The organism is Luteolibacter sp. Populi (assembly GCF_040801775.1).
GTDB lineage: Bacteria > Verrucomicrobiota > Verrucomicrobiia > Verrucomicrobiales > Akkermansiaceae > Haloferula.
In genome coordinates, this window is sequence record NZ_CP161812.1 from 5,201,353 (window position 1) to 5,217,399 (window position 16,047).

The 16,047-nt window shown below is 64.5% G+C and carries 9 protein-coding genes; 7 read left to right on the forward strand and 2 right to left on the reverse strand.

Going from position 1 to position 16,047, the window contains the following annotated elements:
* Positions 1-7: 7 nt before the first annotated feature.
* Positions 8-3,058 (reverse strand): beta strand repeat-containing protein, encoded by a 3,051-nt coding sequence (locus ABWK72_RS21110; RefSeq protein ID WP_367871560.1) that lies wholly within the window; start codon positions 3,056-3,058, stop codon positions 8-10.
* A 163-nt stretch (positions 3,059-3,221) separates the two neighbouring features.
* Positions 3,222-4,451, reverse strand: a complete 1,230-nt coding sequence (locus ABWK72_RS21115) for a hypothetical protein (RefSeq protein WP_367871561.1) — start codon at positions 4,449-4,451, stop codon at positions 3,222-3,224.
* A 663-nt stretch (positions 4,452-5,114) separates the two neighbouring features.
* On the opposite strand from ABWK72_RS21115, the gene ABWK72_RS21120 reads away from it, so the two are divergent.
* From ABWK72_RS21120 to ABWK72_RS21150, 7 genes are all read left to right on the forward strand, one after another.
* The gene (locus ABWK72_RS21120) at positions 5,115-7,250 is read left to right on the forward strand and encodes a TonB-dependent siderophore receptor (protein WP_367871562.1); all 2,136 of its coding nucleotides are present in this window, start codon (positions 5,115-5,117) and stop codon (positions 7,248-7,250) included.
* A 179-nt stretch (positions 7,251-7,429) separates the two neighbouring features.
* Positions 7,430-8,191: an ABC transporter ATP-binding protein gene (locus ABWK72_RS21125; RefSeq protein ID WP_367871563.1), complete on the forward strand. Its 762-nt coding sequence runs from the start codon at positions 7,430-7,432 to the stop codon at positions 8,189-8,191.
* Entirely contained in the window at positions 8,188-10,971 is a 2,784-nt protein-coding gene (locus ABWK72_RS21130) for an FtsX-like permease family protein (RefSeq protein ID WP_367871564.1), read from the forward strand. The genes ABWK72_RS21125 and ABWK72_RS21130 overlap by 4 nt, the downstream gene beginning before the upstream one ends.
* A 372-nt stretch (positions 10,972-11,343) precedes the next feature.
* Positions 11,344-11,688, forward strand: a complete 345-nt coding sequence (locus ABWK72_RS21135) for a hypothetical protein (RefSeq protein ID WP_367871565.1) — start codon at positions 11,344-11,346, stop codon at positions 11,686-11,688.
* A 515-nt stretch (positions 11,689-12,203) separates the two neighbouring features.
* Entirely contained in the window at positions 12,204-14,576 is a 2,373-nt protein-coding gene (locus tag ABWK72_RS21140) for a serine protease (RefSeq protein WP_367871566.1), read from the forward strand.
* Entirely contained in the window at positions 14,573-14,920 is a 348-nt protein-coding gene (locus ABWK72_RS21145) for a hypothetical protein (protein ID WP_367871567.1), read from the forward strand. The genes ABWK72_RS21140 and ABWK72_RS21145 overlap by 4 nt, the downstream gene beginning before the upstream one ends.
* Positions 14,921-15,290: 370 nt before the next feature.
* Complete coding sequence (locus tag ABWK72_RS21150) at positions 15,291-16,004, forward strand: cytochrome c3 family protein (RefSeq protein ID WP_367871568.1); 714 nt, start codon at positions 15,291-15,293, stop codon at positions 16,002-16,004.
* The last annotated feature ends 43 nt before the right edge of the window (positions 16,005-16,047 follow it).

The window sequence follows — 16,047 nt, forward strand, 5'->3', positions numbered from 1 at the left end:
CGTCGGATCAGGGCGCTGCTTCCACGTTCACCCGCAGGAATCCCTTCCCAGCCAGACCCTCGGAGGCATCCAGCTTGAAGCTGTGATACTCCCAATCCGTATCCGCCAGGGAAGGCAGACCGGACGCCGTGTCCGAAACGGACAAGTGGGACACCGCACTGTCGAAGCCGGCCAGGCCAAGCGAACCTTCGATCCGATAAACGACGCCGTCCACACTGGCGGTCTGGGCACCTCCGGCCCCCGTGGCGAAAGTCGCGCCATCGCGCACCGCGATGACCAGGGTCAGCTCGTTGCCTAACGGGGAAGAAGCATCCTGGATCAGCACTGCCTGCTTGCCGTTGTCGCCGCCATTGTCGGGATCGCCGTTGAGGGCGAACTCGAGCAGGTTGCTCGCGCCATCCTTGTCCGGATCGGCACCGGCCAGGGCATCGCTACCGGCCAGGCCCTTCGCGGATGCCCATGCGTCGTAGTCCGAGACCGTGCCTAGCGCGGTTACATTCAGCATGCCGCTGCCGGTGATCGCCGGGCTGGTGAAGTCCGCATCGACCGAGTTGACTCCGCCCCAAGTGCCGATGGCCGCGGGCACGCCCGCGATCACCAGGGTCTTGATCGTATCGGTGTCGAAGGTTTGAAGATCCAGTGTCGCGTCCGCGGCGATCTTGACGTTGGAGTCATCGGCCAGCGCGGGAATGTTCAGCAGCAGAGTGCCGGCAGCCACGGTGGTGTCGCCGGTGTAGGTGTCGTCAAAGGATGCCAGTTCCAGCTTGCCTGCGCCGAGCTTGATCAGGCCACCGTCCACGGCGGCATCGCCCGGGATCTCGGAGTGTTTGAGGGCTTGGACGATCTTCACGTCGTTGCCGTTGGTATCGATCACCGCACCACCATTGCGAACATTCGCCCGCGTCAGCCCCTGCATGAAGTTGGTGAAGCTGTTGGTCGCCTTCAGGGTCCCGCCGTTGAAGTTGAAGGTGGAATTCCCCGGGGTGCCGCTCGTGCCGACACGGCTGAGGAGCAGGGTCCCGCCGTTCAGGTTCACCGTGGCGGTGTCCGCGGCGGAACTGGCCATGTAGATGCCGTAGAAGACGCCGCCGCCGGGGGTAGCTCCGCCGGTGCTGTTGCTGGCATTCACCGTGCCGCCGTTGATCGTGAGGATGCCGGTGCTGCCCTGTTCCGCGATGACCATGTTCCGGGAAACGCCCGTCCCGCCGCTGGCATTGAAGGTGCCGCCGTTGATCACATACTCGCCGGTCAGGCCGGCGGTGCGGCCGATCACGGAATAGGAACCGGTGTTCACCGTGCCGCCGTTCTGTAGGAAGGTCCCCTCGTGCACGTAGAAATTCTGGTTCGTCGCGATCGTCAGCGCGCCGCCCGAAATCCCGAAGGTCCCTGCACCGTATTTGTTGAACTGGCCGACGGTCGAGGTGCCGGTGAGCGTGAGATTACCGGTTCCCTGTGCATTCAAGGTCTGGTTACCCGTGATGTTGCCGGGGTAGCTGTAAGTTCCCGGCGTATCGAGCAGCAGGATTCCGCCGCTGCTGACGATTCCGCCGGTAAAAGTTTGTCCCGAAAGGTCCACCGACAGCGTGTTCGCCCCGACCTTGGCCAGGGCGACCGCCGTGCCGAGATTGGTCACGGTGCCGATATCGGTCGTGAGAACGCTGTTCCCGCCACCGCTGTCGATAGCGACAAGTGCGCCGGGCGCGAAATTCGCGGCACCCATCAGGGTCGCGAAATCGGCTGCGCTCACATTGATTTCGCCGAGCCGTACACCGAAGCCGGCTCCGGCGGCGACCGAGACCTTCGCCGGATTCGGGATGGCGGTCATCACGTTCGCGATTAAATGGCCGCCTTGGATGACCGTGTCGCCGGTGTAGGTATTGATTCCTCCCAGGCCCAGGACGCCCGCGCCCTGCTTGGTCAGGCCGCCGTCGCCGGTGCCCGCGGTCAGATTGGTGGAGATGGTGTCGAAGAAGCCGTTCGTATCCACGATCGCGCCCCCGGCATTGATCACGGGGTGGAGCTGGTTGGTGAAGAGGTTTGCGGAGCCGGCCGTGAAGCGCAGCTTGCCACCGTCGAAGTTGAAGGTGGCCGTGCCCGCACCCTTGGTGATCGGGCTGGCGTTGATGACGAAAGTGCCGCCCGCGAGCAGGTTCACCGTCCCGGTCTGTGCCGCCACGTTGGTGAGTTTGATCGTGCCGGTGCTAGCGTGGGTGTAAGTCCCGGTACCGGAGATCGTCAGGACCCCCGTCGAGGCCGTCGTCTGGCCGCCGTTGTAGCCGGAGCCGATCTGCACCGGCCCCGCTTTCACGGTCACGCTGCCGGAGCTGATGTTCATCCGGCCGGTGACCGGTCCGCTACCGAGGAAGAGCGCGGTGCTTCCCGCCTCGAGGGTGAGCGATCCGCCTTGGACGTTCATCGTGCCCTCCAGGCCATCCCCCACGCCGACATAATCTCCGGTCGTGACGACGGCGGCACCGGCGTTGAGATTCACCGTGGCGGGAGTTCCTACTCCGCCGCCGACGATGAATTTCTTGATGAAGAAGGCCGGCGACGAGAGATCCACGGTGGAGCCCGAGAACAGGATGTTCCGACCCGTGCCGGCATAGGCTCCGCTAATAGCGAGCGTGCCCGTGCCGGCGACCGTCACGTTGCCCGTGGTCGCTGTGATCGCGGAGCTAATCGAGGCGCTGACACCGCTGCCAACCGTGATCGAGCTGTTTGCCGCGTTGAAGTTCAGGACACCGCCGCCCACGGAATAGCTGGTGGTGAGGAAAGAGATATCATTCGCATTGATTCCCGCGGCGGCGATGGTCACGGCCCCCGCGGCACCTCCGAAAACGGCATCGTTGTCGGTTCCGGTGGCGGGCCAGGCGCTATCCACTCCGCCGGTCGCGGCGCTGTCCCAATTGAGGGTGGTGGCGGTTTCCCAAGTCCCTGCACCGCCATCGGCATCAAGGGTGGTATCGGTGCCGTCCCAGTAAAGAGGAGCGGCGAGAACAGGCGCGGCAGAGAGGCCGGTGAATGCGGCAAGAGCCAGCAGCGTTTGACGATGGGTCATGGATTTCAACGGGTTACGAGAGGTCGTCTCAGCCGGTTGAAAATTGGGTTCGGCCGAAATCGCCCCACGAGGGTTAACGGGACGAAAGCACTTGACCCCACCATAGGGTTGTCCGACAGCATTTCCCTATCCCTCTTTAGAGGGGGGGCGGCGGAATCTCCGCTCAGGTCGAGGCGATCCCCTTGCCACCCCGCAAAACGTCCTTCAGCCATCCCTTCACCGCAGCGAAGCCCCGGGTCAACCCGTGTTCGCGGACGCCATGACATTTCATGTGCCCGGCAATCGCATCCTCATGTCCCCGGTAACGGGGCAGGAAGAGCAGCACCTCCACCTCCGCGGCATCTCCGCCGCGGTGAAGCAGGGAAGGTGAAAGCAGCCCCTTCGCCACCAGCCGCGTGCCCTCCGGCAGCGGGATCGTGCGCTCGTCCAGCACACAGCAGCGGCGGTAGCGGAAGGCCGTGGAACCGTCTTCCAAGGCGATCAGCCGTCCGCCGGTGCGCGCGGGCAGGCCGCCCACCCGGCCCAGCGTGAAGGCGTGCGGACTCTCCGGAGTCGCCCGGCTCTTGCCCCGCCACGGCAGCAGGATATCCCCCGCGAAACGCGCGCCGAAGATCGCCAGCCGCATCGCCGTTGGTGCCAGCCACGCCGCGATCGCGATCAACACCAGGCAGAAGATGGCCGCCAGCCACGGCGCGATCGCATAGATCAGCCCGACTGAGGCGAGCAGCGAGGTCCGCATGATCTTCAGCACCGCATCCACCGAGGAAAACGGCGAGAGGATGATCAGCACGTTGATCGCGTGGCTGCAGATCCACACCAGCAGGAAGGCGATAATCGCTACCGGCACGAACAACCAGGCCATATCAATGAAGGCCAGATTCCCGCCGATCAGCGAGGCCGCCGGCACCGCCGCCGCGGGATGCTCCGCCTTGAAGTGCTCCGCCATCTGCCCGGCGATCACCGGCACGAAGGCCGCGCTCGCCACCAGCGCGCTCGCCTTGTTCTCGAAGAGTTCCACCATGTCGAAGGGCTTCTTCAGCACCCCCGGCACCGCGGTCCCCAGCGAGTCCTTCAGGAAACACATCGCCAACAGCAGCATCCCGCTGCCCCAGACCCAAGGCTGGCAAAACCACGGCAGCGCGCCCCGCGCTTCCGCATTCGTATGCCAATAACGCCACGCCCCGACCGCGCTCACGCCGAGCAAGGGCGAGATCGCCACACCCGTGATCTCGGTGATCCCCTGGCTCAGGGCCACCCCGGGGAGATGCTGCTCTTGCTTCTCCACCGCCGGCGGCGTGGCAGCACCGCGCTCCACCTCCTCCGCACGCAGCGGGGAAACGGCGAGCAGCGCGAGGGCAAGCACCGCGCGCCAGAGGGATCGGCCGGATTTCATGCCTCGCATCGTATCAGGAAACCGCCCTCCCGCCTATCGAAGAATCGGCCCCGGGGTGTGCAAACGGGCGCAGATTTTCCACAGGCACGGGCTCCCTAAAAACCCACCGCATCGCCAATGGCCGCCAGGACGACCTCAACGAGGGCTCCAATTCCCTTACTGCTCATTTCGTCGAATACCTTCCCCAGGCTCCGCCGCACCCCGACGATGGCGAAGATGTCCAATACGACACCGCCAATCCCCAGCAACGCCTGCCCGCTCTCGCCTCTTGGATGCCTGTCTTAAAAAGGCAGGGACCGCTCTCCGAGCGGTCCGGCTTGTGGCGGCGCTCCAATCCGAACCGACATCGTAGCGGGGCTTCAAGCCGTCCCCCGCCGGACCTTTCGGAGAAAGGTCCCTGCCTTCGCCAGTTTTCAGACAGCCTCTTGGCCCCCGCAGCAGGATGGCAAGCGACCGCTGCTAGTTGGCAATCTGCCATCAGACGGATCGTGATCCGCCATGCGAGGTTCTCTCCGCACCTTGCTTCCCCCATGCCTCCACCCTCGACGGATGCCGGGAAAGTGCGCCGCAAATTTCCCCCAAGACTCCGCCCGCTGGATCGTTCTGCTCACAATGCACTAACGCATCCGGATCACCGCTGACTGCCGACCGTCTGAATCTCCCATGAAAATCGCACAAACAAACCCATTCCTCGCCCCGGTGGCAATGTTCATAGGCTCCGGCCTGGCAGCTTCGAACCTTCCGGCCCAGACAGCAGGGCAGACGCCTCAGAAAGAACCCGGCTTGCACGACGTCGTGGTCACCGCCGAGGGCTCGCCGGTTCTCTACCACGAGACCATCTCATCGGCCGCCTTGTTCTCCGATACCCCGCTCGTCGAGACACCCTTCAGTGTCAGTGTCTACAACCAGCAGTTGATCGAAGATCAGCGCGCTTTCACGCTCGAAGACGTCTTGCAGAACGACCCGAGCATCGCGCTCCAGATGCCCTCCGGCTACTATAACAACCAGAACCTCGGACTCCGCGGCTTCCGGGTCGACAATTTCGTAGGCTACCGCGTCGACGGCCTGCCCGTCACCAACCTGATCGCGCCTTACATCGACGACAAGGCCCGCGTCGAAGTCCTCAAGGGACCCGCCGGCCTCCGCTTCGGCTTCATGCCTCCCGGCGGTGCCATCAATCTCGTGCGCAAGCGGCCGACCGAGGATTTCCGCACCAGCCTGCACACCGACGTCGATACCTTCGGCAGCGTCTACTCCCAGATCGATGTCAGTGACACCGTGGGCCAGTTCGGCTACCGCCTGGTGCTCGCCGGCGATGAGTTCGACAGCTTCTACGACAATGCCGGCGGCGATCGCTTCCTGGGTTCGCTTTTCACGGAGTGGAAGCCAGCGGAAGGGGTCAGCATCTGGGCCTCCCTCGCGGGACAGAATCGCGAGCGCCACGGCTACTACGGTCCCCTCATTTCGGCCACCGGCCTGGTGCTCGATACCGGCGTCGAGACCAACACGATGCAGGACTGGGCCCGCAACAAACAGGAAAGCCTCGATGCGGCTGTCGGCGCGGACATCGATTTCAATGAGGATTGGAAGCTGCGCACTTCCTTCAACTATCAGGACACGCGCCGCGACACCGCCGTGACCTTCGCCTCGGGTGTCCAGAACAACGGTGACTACGACGATTACGGTTTCCTGTTAGGCGACAATCTCCAGCAGTGGGAGACCTGGTCCACCCACGCGCATGTCGAAGGCAACTTCAAGACCGGCTTCCTCGAACACAATGTGGTGGTCGGTGCCGAGTATCGCAATCTTCAGACCGAGTTCGGCGTCAGGTCGATGCCTCTTCTTGGACCGAATAACATCTATCATCCCATCTTCTACCCGCGTCCCGCCGATCCGGTCCAATCCTGGCCCTCGTATGACTACAAGGAAACCGGCGTCTTCTTCACCGATACCGTCAAATTCACCGAGCGCTTCTCCGCATTGGCGGGCATCCGCTACGGCAAGATCGATGCCCAAGACTACTTCCGCGGCGCGCTCGATTACTCCTACGATGAATCCACCTGGTCTCCCACCGCGGCCTTGATGTATGAGCCGGTCGATAACGTGCACACCTACGTCACCTACACCGAAGGCATGCAGGATGGCGGGCTGACGCCATTCCGTGGCGTTGCCAATCCCTACGAACCGCTCGGCGTGCAGCACTCAGAGCAGTGGGAAGTCGGTGTGAAAACCGAGCTATGTGACGGTCGCATCTCGGGTGAGCTGGCGGTATTTCAGATCGAGCAGGACCTCGGCATCGCGGATCCCGTTACGAATATCTATTCGCTCTCCGGTCTCCAGCGCCATCGCGGCATCGAGCTCGCTGTCCGCGGCCGGATCACCGAGCAACTCCAGGCCGGATTTGCCGCCATGTTGCTCGATGCCGAACAGGTCGATACCGGCAGCCCCCTGACAGATGGCCTGACCCCGCAGTACGTTCCGGAGTATCAGGTCAATGTCTGGTCGGTTCTGGACATCCCGCAAGTCCCGGGCCTTGCCTTGACCGCGAATGTCCGCTTCGTCGACAAGCAGTACCTCGACCAAGGCGAGCAATTCGCCACCGACAGCTACTCGGTTGTCGATCTCGGTGCCCGCTACCGCTTCAGGGCGTCGGACACCGATTGGACGCTTCGTCTCAATGTCCAGAACGTGCTCGACGATCGCTACTACGAGTCCGGCGAGTTCTACCCGGGAGATGCCGGATACCTGGCCTACGGTGCACCCATCTCCGCGAACTTCTCCGTTCAAGTGGACTTCTGAATCGAAGGGAAACCTCGCTCTTTGAACCTCCTGCGGCACCGGCGCTCCCGGTGCCGCAGGCTTTCAAGAAAAGGAATGGGAACAGCAAGGAGCTGCAAACAAGCCCCCTTCCGGGGTGACGAGCTTGAAGTCGGATTGCTGGCTTCAAAACCCAATAGCCCAATCTCCATTAACCAATCATGCCCGCATCCGGCACCGTCCCTTTACCCCTTGAAATCACCGCCGTCGTCAAGACCTTCGGCAAGGGGCCGACTCAAGTTCGCGCGCTCGATGGAATCGACCTGAAGATCACCGCCGGCGAGTTCGTCGCCATCATGGGTGCCTCGGGATCGGGCAAGAGCACGCTGCTCCACGCGATGGTCGGGCTCACCGACGTGGACTCCGGCGCGGTCCGGGTGGAAGGAAAGGACCTTTCCACGATGTCCGACTCCGCGCTGACCCGCTTCCGCCGCGAGCGCATCGGCCTGGTCTTCCAAGCCTTCAACCTGATCCCCGTACTGACCGCGGAGGATAACGTGAAGCTGCCCGCGATCCGCCGCGATGGTCTCGATGCCAAGGTGGATCATCTCTTCCGCCGCCTCGGCATCCACGACCGCCGCCACCACAAGCCGGACGCCCTCTCCGGCGGCGAGCAGCAGCGCGTGGCCATCGCCCGCGCCCTCGTCGCCGATCCCGCCATCGTGCTCGCCGATGAGCCGACCGGCAGCCTCAACTCGGTCAATGGCCAGGACCTCTGCCGCCTCTTGCGCGAGCTCTGCAAGGACGACGGGCGCACCATCGCCATCGTCACCCATGAGCCGACCGTCGCGATGTGGGCCGATCGCGTCATCGTGCTCAAGGACGGCAAGGTGCTCACCGAATTCCCGGTGCCCGCGGAGCACGATCCCGAGCGCCTCGCCCGCGATTACCAGCACGCGCTGCTCGGCGCATCCGCGTCATGAGCACGGTGATCCTCCTCGCGCTCGCCTGGATCCGCGAGCATCCGCTTCGGCTCGCGCTCACCTCCCTCGCCACCGCCGCGGCCACCGCATTGGTCGTCTGGGTCGTCAGCGGTTACGACGCGATGCTCGGCACCTTCGACGAGTATTCGAATCTCGCGCTCGGCCGCTACCCGCTCTCCGTCGCCCCCATCCAGCACTTCAGCCAGGAGGCACCCGGCGCGATTCCTTCCGCCGCGGAGAAGCATGTGCCGCCCGAGGTCGTGGACCAGCTCCGCGCCGATCCTGCCGTAGCCGCGGCCGATGCCATGTGGGCCATCCGCGAGAACGTCCGCCCTTTCACGGAGGAGGGCCAGGAAGCGATCCCATGGCGTCGGCTCCCGGACGCCCGCTTGCTCGGCACCGACGCACCCGCGCCGCCCTTCGATCTCGTCGCAGGCCGCTGGATCGATCCCGCGCGTCCCGACCTGTTAGAAGCCGCCATGAGCGTGCACGCCGCGCGCGGCATGGGTTTGGACATCGGCGGCAGCGTGCTCGTCGGCCCCCCCGATCGCACCACCCGGCTGACGATCGTCGGTCTCGTCGGCACACCGGATATCGAGGGCTGGAGCGCCTCGGTCGCCAGCTCGCAATTGCTCACTCCCGCCGTCGGCGGGCTTTATGTGCCCGTCGCCCTCGCGCAGAAGCTCACCGGTCAGTCACCGCGGATCAGCTTCATCGGCGTCAGCCTGAAACCCGATGCCGATCTGACCAAGTTCCGCTTCGCCTGGTCGCCCCGCCTCTCGGCCCTGTCAACGCCGACCCAGTTCCAGGAAGCGCACGACATCGAGGAAGCCCTCGACGAAAGCGCCTCGGCGGAGAACGTCAGGCTGCAAGCGCAGATGGCGACGGTGGTCTCGATGCTCGCCGCGCTCTTCATCATTTTCAGCACGCTCAACATGGGCGTGAGCGAGCGCATCCGCCAACTCGCCATCCTGCGCGCCGTCGCCCTGACCCGTGGCCAAGTCGGCGCGCTGATCGCCATCGAGGGCCTGCTCTTCGGCACCATCGGATTCATTGCCGGCTGCGCGGCGGGTAAGGCACTCATGTGGCTCGCCGTCCGCTCCGCGCCTGAATTGTTAGAAGATGGCGCGGTGGTGGGAAAATACAGCATCCTCCTCGCCGCCGTCTGTGCCTATGGCGGCGCGCTGCTGGCCTCGCTCGTCCCGGCCATCCGTGCCATGCGGGTCCGGCCGGTCGATGCCATGGCACCGCCGCCTGCCGTGTCGCGGCGATCGCTTTCGTGGAAAGGCATCATCGCCGGACTACTGCTCGTCGCCGTCTATCCGGTGCTCGCCCATTTCACGCCACACGGCGATGGTGAACCCTTCGGCACTTACCTCCTCCTCGGCGTCACCTCGCTCGCCGCAGGCTTCATCTGCCTCAGTCCCGCCGTTGTCCTCATCGTGGACCGCTTCGGCAGCCCCTTGATGGCACGTCTGGCAGGCGTGCCGCCGCAACTCCTCACCAGCCAGCTTTCCGGTAGCCTCGGGCGGACCTCCGCCACCGCCATCGCCCTGACCGTTGGTCTCGGCCTCTACATCGGCATCCAGGTCTGGGGCCACTCGATGCTGAGCGGCTTCATGCCCGGCACCTGGGCGCCCGATGCGTTGATCGGCTTCCGCCCAGGCGGCATTCCCGCGGAGCAGGCGGCCCAGGTCGCGGGCTTCGGGGGCGTGGTGAAATCCGTCCCCATCGTGGTCGAGCAACCGCGCCTCAAGGAAGACCTCACCCGCAGTGCCGAGCGCGCGACCGTGGTCCGGCAAGACAGCGTGGTCATCGTCGGCATCGATCCCGCCATCGCCTTCGCCGGCACCGATCCGCTGATCCGTTTCGAGTGGGTCAAGGGCAGCGCCGCGGAAGCCGCGAAGCTCCTCGCCGCGGGCCGCGCCTGCATCGTGCCGGACCATTTCCTGCGCGAGGCCCGGCTCGCGGTGGGCGACTCCTTCGAACTCGTCCCGCCCGCGCTCCCGGAGCAGCCGGTCCGCTACACCATCGCCGGTTCGGTCCAGATGCAGGGCTGGCATTGGCAGACCAAGCCCACCGGCATGCGCACCCGCACCCACCGCGCCGCCGCCCTCGTCTTCGCGGCCTACGACCGCGTCGCGGAAGATTTCGCCTTCCGCGCGGCCTCGCACGTCTGGATCGACTACGATGAAACTCGTACCAATCCCGGACAGCTCGCCGAAAACGCCCGCGCACTCTATCAGGAGTCCCTCGGCCACCCGGTCGGGATCGACTCCGCCCGCAACGATGACCCCTACGTCCTCGTCAAAACCATTGCCGATATCCGCGCCACGGTCCACGACCACGCGACCGCCTGGCTCTGGGTCATGAGCCGCCTGCCGCTGGTCGTCCTGCTGATCACCTCCCTCGGCGTGATCAATGCCCTACTCGCCTCCGTCCAATCCCGTCGCTGGGAGATGGGCGTGCTGCGCGCCATCGGCTTCACCCGCGGCACCCTGATCCGGCTCGTGATCGCGGAAGGCATCCTCATCGCCGTCATCGCCGGAATCATCAGCCTCGCCTTCGGCATCCTCGCCGGCTGGTGCGGCGCCGGCATCTCCCGCTACGTCAGCTTCTTCGGCGGCATGGACCTCGCCCTCGTCATCCCTTGGCGGGAGGTCATGGCAGGCATCCTCGCCGTCCACATCCTCGCCGCCCTCGCCGCCATCTTCCCCGCCTACCGCATCGGCAAGCCCAAGCCCCTCGAACTCCTCCAGCAAGGCCGCGGGGCGTTCTGAAATGTCCGATCGGGCGCACTACGGCAATCCCCACTCTTCCAAAGTTCGCGGGGTTTTCACCGCCTCTCCGCAGCCCGGTCATAGGAGAGGAGTATCAAGGACCCGATGATTGAACGATCCCGAAGGGGTGGATGGTGGAGTGTGCTGCGTTGGCTGGCAGCGGTGGCGATTTTTGTTGGCGCGCTGTTTGGCGCACTTTGTGCCGCCGCCTGGGTCAACTCGTTCTATCCAAAAAATCGGATCGAAAAACCGGGCCCTTCCTCCCCTCCGCATCGGGCCTTCGCGGAGAGCATCGGATTCCGCGATGTTTCGATCGTCCTGCGGGCAAGCGATTGGCCGTGGACTTTCGGCCGCCCGCTGACAATCGGCGACATGTATCCGGATCCCCGCCAACCCTGCCCCTACGTTCACTGGAGCGGGGATGGCTCGGTGCTCGCGGTTCGTCTTCAGGAACGGAACGAGACCCGGCGGCTCTTCGATCGCGCCTATGACTACCGCGAGCACCGTGAGATCGGACAGTATGACCGGGTCGCTTCCGACCGCGAGATCATGGCCCTGATGGAAAGCCGCGGTGGCGTGGGGCCGCAGGTGACAGGGATCGATGAACCGAAGATGACCAAATACACGGCGGGCTACCCGTGGTGGGGTTGGCTGGCCCCGGCAGGGATCATGGTAGCCGCGCTACGGACAGCGCGGAAGACGCTCCGCAAAATGTGATCCGCCCAATATCGATGGGGTCATCAGAGTCGTTGTGGGCAGTCGGTGGCCATCCGCTTCCTGGCCCTGCTGCAAGCTGGGGAACTGGTCCATGCTCGGAAAGGAGCCGAAAAGGACACACCTCGGGGAGGGGCTAACGATCTCGAAATACGACGCTTACAAAGACGTGACTTTGAAAAAAGACACACAGCCGACACACAGAAGACACGCAGCCGACACACAGAAGACACACAGAAGACACAAATAGAAGAAGGGGAAGAAGGGGTAAAAAGGAAAGAAGGGGGAATTCCTTTTGCACGGGACGGAGCGAGCTCCCGTCCCGTGCCGGAGCTGAGGTGGCCGGTGTGATTCCGTTCCGGCAAAATCGGAAGCGATGACCACGGCAGAATCTCCCGGTTGAGGATCAGCACCAGGGCAAGGGTAGTGACGCTGCACCCGGTCCGCAGAATTTGATCCGCCCTGATATTCCAGAATGTCTGGCTCGACCTTTGAGCCGGAATGTCAATCGTCCGCGCATGATCCGCCGACTTCCGCTGTTCGCCTTGCTGCCCTTGTTGGCCCTGCCGGCCCATGCGGAGACGGGGGCCGCCAAGGAGCGGCGGGTGACGCCTCTCGAAATCCGTCGCAAGGCTCCGAAGGCAGATTTGAAGGATGGCGATTTCAGCCCGCTGCCACGCGCGCCGCGGATCATCGGCGGGAACCAGGCCGGGGCAGGGGAGTATCCTTGGATGGCGGCGCTGGTGCGGGCGGATGAGCCGAGCGTGCCCGATGCCTTCTTCTGCGGGGCCTCGCTGATCCACCCCTACTGGGTGCTCACGGCCTCGCACTGCGTGACCGGGGCCAAACCGGAGGATCTGGAGATCGTCCTGGGGACGGCCAATCTGGGCAGCACGGTCGGCGCGCAGCGGATCGCCGTGGCGGAGATCGTGATGTCCCCGAAGTTCAATGAGTTCACCCTGGATTCCGACTTCGCCCTGCTGCGCCTGGCCGAACCGGCGAACGCCAGCCTGACGCCGATCCCGCTCATCGATGCCGACGCGCTTCAGAATCCGGGCACCGTGGCGACGGTTACCGGCTGGGGCGACACCACGACCGGACAGGGGGACTACCCGACCCGCCTGCAGGAGGTGGAACTGCCGCTCGTGGACCTCGCGGTGGCGAATGCGACCGCGGCCTACGAAGGCACGCTCACGAACAACATGCTGTCGGCGGGCTTTCAGGCGGGAGGGAAGGATTCCTGCTCCGGCGATAGCGGCGGCCCCTTGATCGTGCCCTCGCCCGTCGGCGGCGGCTGGGCTCAGGCGGGGATCGTGAGCTTCGGCAGCGATCTGGGCTGCGCGGCTGCGGATTCCTACGGCATCTATTCGCGGATCCTGAATTTCCGCAGCTTCATCCTCGGCCACACCTTGCCGAATTACGCGGCTTGGGAGCTGGCAAACGGCCGCAGCGGCGAACTCCGCGATCCGGATGGCAATGGCTTCACGAACTTCGAGGACTTCGCCCTGCCCGGGCACGTGCTGGAGCAGTGGGTTGACGGGGGTTTCGTGAATTTCTCGTACTTGCGGCCTCGGCTGGCGGGCGAGGTGGAGTATGTGCTGGAGAACGCACCTTCCGCGGCGGGCCCTTGGACGGTCAAAGCGGCCGCCACAAGCAACGTGGAGGAGGTGAACGGGGGGATGCTGCGCTGGACGCTGCAATTGCCGCAGGTGCAGAACACCGGTGTCTTCCGGGTGCGGGCGACCGTTGCGCGGCGGCCGCTGAGCGGGCCGCGCTTGCTTGCCTATCCCAGCGGGGTGAATGGCAAGCTCGACGCCGTTTATATTCCGGTGGTGCCGCCCTTCACCTACCCCGGTTACCGCCTGACGGGTCTGACGCCGGGACAAGCGGTCACGGTGACGCTGCGCTCGGCCGATTTCGATGCCGGGCTGGCGCTGGTGGATGAGGCGAGCTTCGGTGAAATCGCAAGCTCCTATTCTAACTCGGCCGGGGGTCTTCACGGTGAGGACGAGTCGCTGAGCTTCGTCCCGCAGGCGGGGGTCAACTATCTGGTCAGGATCGACGCCGGTGAGGCCGGTGGCGCCGGCGGGGAATACGAACTCAACGTGTGGAATCCGGCGGAGCACGCGGCCCTGCCGCCACTCGCCGTCCCGGCCGCCAAGAAGGCGAAGGCGGTGAAGGGCAAGCTTAGCACGGACGACGCCTTCGATCCCTATTTCACTCCCGGTGGCGATTACTTCAAGGACGACTACCGGCTGGAAGTGCCGGTAGCGGCGGCGGGGAAGATCGTGGAACTGCGGATGAAATCCAAGGGCCGCGGGGCCGCGGGGATCGATGACGCCTTGGTCCTGGTGGATGCGGAGAGCGGCAAGCTGGTCGCGGGGAACGACAATCTGAACTTCAAATCGAACGACTCGGTGCTGCGTTTCCTGCCGCTGCCCGGGAAGGCCTACACGCTGCGCGCTTCTTCCTCGGTGGAGGTCGATACCGGTGCCTACGCCGTGAGTGCGGCCGCCCCGAAGCTGACCGTGAAGACCCCGCTGGCAACCCTCGCCCCGGGCAGCCGCGCGGCTGGCAAGCTGAGCAAGGCCAGCGAGATCGACGAACGCTACCTCACGGCGAAGCGCGATTACCTTCTGGGCGAGGTCGCGGTGAACACGGAGATCGCCGTGACCCTGGAGTCCGCGAAGTTCGACGCCTATCTGATCGTGATCGACGCCAGCACCCAGCAAGCGGTGAAGGAAGGCGATGGCGACGGGCCGGCCGGCGGGCTTCACAATGCCCGCGCCGTTTTCACCGCGGAGCCGGGCCGACGCTACTTCCTGCGCGCCACGACCTATGAGGAAGGCGAATCCGGCGCTTACGTGATCTCCACCTCCGCCAACCCATGACCATCTACGAAGCCGTGCCGCCTGAGATCCCGATCTATGAAGAAATCTGGTTCGTGCCCGTCCTTCTGGGCACGATCCTGTTTTTCCAACTCCTGATGCTGGTCGCGCTTCTGCGCCTCTCGGGCAAGGTCTCGCGCCTCTCCCGCCGGCAGCAGGCGGCCGGGCCGGCTGCGGGCCCGGAACTGGTGCAGAAGAAGGAGGAGAACGCGGACCAGAAGAAGTGGTTCGCCGTCTTCCTGGAGGAGAACCCCACCCGCCGCGGGCTTCCGAAGAAGGAGCAGTTCGCCGAGTTCCGGAAGTGGCGCGAAGCCAAGGGCCTCAATTGGAAGGCGCAGGACGAGTGATTGCGCTGGGGGCGCGGAGCCACCGGCCCGCAGAACGGTCCAAGCAGCTTCGATTGCGGGGAAGGCATTCAGCGAGGTGACGGCGGTATCCACAGGGACCGCGTGAAGTGCCGGGCGACAAGGGACCACTCTGCGGGCCGGTGGCTCCGCGCTCCCAGGGGTAGAGCCGTCCGTCGTTCGGGGGGGCGGCTAACGGGAAGCTGTTGGATTTTTGGTTTCGCCACCCTTTTTTCCGTTGCCAGTGCGGAGGGCGGTTTGCAGAGTTTTCGCCCGCGCCGGAAAAAGCCTCCGGTTGCCTCGCAAAAGAGCTTGTGAAAAATTTCACAAGCGACCAGAATTTCCCCGCCGAGCACTCCGTCGCAGCACTGTCATGGCCAATTTCTTCCCGCGCTGGACCAACTTTCTACCCCTGAAAATCGCCATCTGCGGAGGTGCCGTGGCGGGCGGGGTGGTCCTGGCTTTCACCTATTACGCGACGCCCAAGACCCTGACGGCCGGGTATCAGCCTTCGCAGCCGATCCCGTTTTCACACAAAATTCACGTGGATCAGGTCGGGCTGGACTGCCGCTACTGTCACTCCTTCGAGGATGTTTCGGGCACTTCGAACGTCCCGGGCAACAACACCTGCTGGAATTGCCACCAGCACGTCCAGAAGGAGAGCCCGAAGCTGCAGCCGCTGCGGGACCGGATGGACCCGACGCTGAAGCATCCGGATTTCGGCAAGCCGATCCAGTGGGTGCGGGTCCACAAGCTGCCCGACTACGTTTATTTCAACCACTCCGCGCACTTGAACCGCGGGATTTCCTGCCAGAGCTGCCACGGCGAGGTGGACCGGATGGAAACGGTTTTCCAGAAGAACAGCCTCTCGATGGGCTGGTGCCTGGAGTGCCACCGCGAGCCGGAGAAGCACCTGCGCCCGCTGGAAGAAGTCTTCAACCTGAAGTACGACGCCAAGGACTACATCGCGGCCCACCCGGGCGAGATGATGAAGCTGGGAGTCAAAACGCCGGAGGATCTCGGCATGAAGCTGAAGGAGCACTGGAAGATCCACTCGAAGGAGACCTGCGCGACCTGCCACCACTGATCTTCCTTTCCACCCCTTTTTCCGCATTTCCCGTTCGTTCCAC